We start from the raw sequence: 2743 nt of genomic DNA, 5'->3' as shown, positions 1-2743 counted from the left end.
CGTCGAACGTCCGGACCGCGTCGCCCGCCACCAGCCGCGGCCGCTCGCCAGCCTCGACGGACGCGCCGAGGTAGAACGCCAGCGGCGCCACCGTGAAAATCGGCCCGTACGCCGGCGGCACCTCGATTCGGACGTCCGTCTCCGGCGGCGCCACCTCGTCCGGTACGTCCAGTTCCCGTCCGACCTCGAGCCCCGGCGGATGCCCGCGGAGCGACGGCCACGACCGGTCCGGCGACAGCGTCTTCAGCGCCGACCCGAACGTCGACACCCCCGCCATCAGGTCGCGCGGATCGTCGGTCACCGTCACCGTCCCCGCCGGCGTCTCGTGGTACGACCGCACCCCGACGAGGACGCGCGCCGGGTCACCGAGGTCGAGGTACGTGTGGTCCTCGGCGTACCCGCACCGCGGCGACGCGTCCTCGACGCGCACGTAGATTTTGACCGACGGCGGCGAGAAGTCGATCTCGTAGGTTCCCTCGGGCAGGCGCGGGTTCACCTCGCCGGGCGACCCCCGGTAGACGACCGCACCGTCGCGTCTGAACGCGGGGTCGAAGAATACCGGGAGGTGGAACTCGGTCGCGTCCACCTCGACGGCCGTGTCGATAGGCACGTCAAACGCGCCAGCCGCGGCTTCCGAGATGGTCACGGGGCCGTCCGTCGAGAGCGTCGCCGTCTCGCCCTCGGCCGTGTCGCGGACGCGGATGCCGGGCGCCGCGTCGAGCACGTCGACGTCCAGCGTCACGGGGAACGACACCCGCGAACCGCCGTCCAGTCCATATCGGATGGTAGCCGCTGCGGAGTAAAAGTATTCTGGCAATCCGGTGGATTCGGGGGAATCCGGCCAGGGCGCGGCGCCGTCGCGCCCGGCGACGTCCACGGGGTTTTTGCTCCCCGGCGGCGTGCGACCACGCATGGACGAGGATGTTCCGGACGCCGACGTGGTGCTCTCGCGCGCCGGATTCGACGCCGACGGCGGCGTGCTGACGCGGCGGCAAGCGGAAGTCCTCGCGCTGCGGGAACGCGGCGCGTCTCAGGCCGCCATCGCGGACCGGCTCGGGACGTCGCGGGCGAACATCTCGAAAGTCGAGTCCAGCGCCCGCGAGAACGTCCGGAAGGCCCGCGAGACGGTGGCGTTCGCGGAGGCGCTGCAGGCACCCGTGCGCGTCGAAATCGACCCGGGAACGGACCTCTACGACGTCCCGGACATGGTCTACGCGGCCTGCGACGAGGCGAACGTGAAGGTGACGCTGTCCGCGCCGGAAGTCATGAAGCAGGTCAGTGACGCGGGCGCGAGTGCCGTGACCGGCCGGGAGGTGCACGCGCCGCTGCTGGTGACGGTGACCAGTACCGGCGACCTCCGGGTGCGGGAAGGCGACCCGACCGCCGAAAGACAGTAGGGCGGACGCCCCACCGGCCGTTCAAACACGCGCATTCAGAACTGTCCGTTCTCGCGGAGTTCGGCGACGACCTCCCGGACGCGCTGGGCCTCGTCGACCGGGACGACGAGGACGCGGTCGTCGAACGCCGCGACGACGAGGTCGTCGGCGCCGACGACGGAGACGTGTTTGTCGTCGCTGGCGACGACGTTCCCGGCCGCGTCGATGGTGAGGGCCTCCCCGAGCGTCGCGTTGTCGCCGTCGGCGCGCCGCGCGAGCGCGTCCCACGCGCCGACGTCGTCCCAGTCGAAACCAGCGGGGACGAGGCGAACGCCGCTCGCGCGCTCGAGTACCGCGTAGTCGACGCTCACCGGGTCGACAGCGTCGAACGCAGAATCGGCGCTCTCTCCATCCTCCGTTTCGAGTGCAGTCACGAGCGGCGCGAGCGGGCCGTCGCCGGCGGCGTCGAGGAACGCGTCCGGCGTCCACGCGAACATGCCCGCGTTCCACAGACAGCCCGCGTCGACCAGTTCGCGGGCCGTCGCCGCGTCGGGTTTCTCGCGGAACTGCCGGACAGCGTAGTGGTCGCCGTGATCGGCGCCCGGCTGGATGTAGCCGTAGCCAGTCGCAGGCCGGTCGGGTTCGACACCGAGCGTGACCAGGTCTCCGGTGCGCTCGGCGACCGAGACGGCGGTTTCGGCGGTGTCGCGGAAGCCCTCGCCGACCACGTGGTCACTGGGCAGACACAGCATCACGGCGTCGTCGAGGCGGTCGCTGACCTCGCTTGCGGCGTACGCAAGCGCCGGCCCAGTGTCCCGGCCCGCGGGTTCGACCAGAACCGTCGCCTCCGGGACCGCCTCACGGACGCGGTCGGCGTACGAGTCGCGAGTGACCACGAACAGGTCGTCCGCGAACGCCGCGCGGTCTGCGGTCCGCCGGAGGAGGCTCCGGTCGTCGTCGCCGAGCGCGAGGAACTGCTTCGGGCGGTGGCTCCTGCTCGCCGGGTACAGGCGGGTTCCCGTTCCGCCCGCGAGCAGGACGGCGGCCGTCGTCACCACGCGAGACCCCCACAGAGGCGCAGTGGCGTCGCTGTCGACGTGGCCGTTCGCGAGTCGAGCGGGGCGTGTCTCATCGCGCGTAGCTTGCACGGCACACAGTATATGCGTGGGTGTCACGCCCGCCGCGAAGTTCGGGCGCCCGCGAAGGTTGCTGTGGCCGCGGGACTTACCAGGCGCTCCTGCGTCGGGACGGACGTGTTCGACGCAGGATTCGCGGCGTTCGTCACCGCCGCGGCCGCGCTCGTCCTCGCGCCCGGCCCCGACACCGTGTTCGTGCTGTCCGCGGGGGCGGCGGGCGGTCAGCGAGCG

The 2743-nt window shown here is 71.8% G+C and carries 2 protein-coding genes and 1 pseudogene; 1 reads left to right on the top strand and 2 read right to left on the bottom strand.

Annotated elements, in window-relative coordinates:
- Positions 1–913, bottom strand: a pseudogene (locus tag GRX66_RS18080) (hypothetical protein); the annotation flags it as partial.
- On the opposite strand from GRX66_RS18080, the gene GRX66_RS18075 reads away from it, so the two are divergent.
- Positions 912–1397, top strand: a complete 486-nt coding sequence (locus GRX66_RS18075; protein WP_159527733.1) for a Tfx family DNA-binding protein — start codon at positions 912–914, stop codon at positions 1395–1397. The pseudogene GRX66_RS18080 and the gene GRX66_RS18075 overlap by 2 nt on opposite strands.
- Before the next feature lie 35 nt (positions 1398–1432).
- Here GRX66_RS18075 and GRX66_RS18070 read toward each other — a convergent pair whose 3' ends face one another.
- On the bottom strand, positions 1433–2434 hold the full coding sequence (locus GRX66_RS18070; RefSeq protein ID WP_325064192.1) for a mannose-1-phosphate guanylyltransferase: 1002 nt from the start codon (positions 2432–2434) through the stop codon (positions 1433–1435).
- Positions 2435–2743: the final 309 nt, after the last annotated feature.

The organism is Halobacterium bonnevillei (assembly GCF_009831555.1).
Taxonomy (GTDB): Archaea; Halobacteriota; Halobacteria; order Halobacteriales; family Halobacteriaceae; genus Halobacterium; species Halobacterium bonnevillei.
This window is presented reverse-complemented; position numbering and strand designations above follow the sequence as displayed.

Excerpts from the sequence above, each read along its gene's own strand:
- GRX66_RS18075 (WP_159527733.1), top strand. The coding sequence starts at position 912 with ATGGACGAGGATGTTCCGGACGCCGACGTGGTGCTCTCGCGCGCCGGA.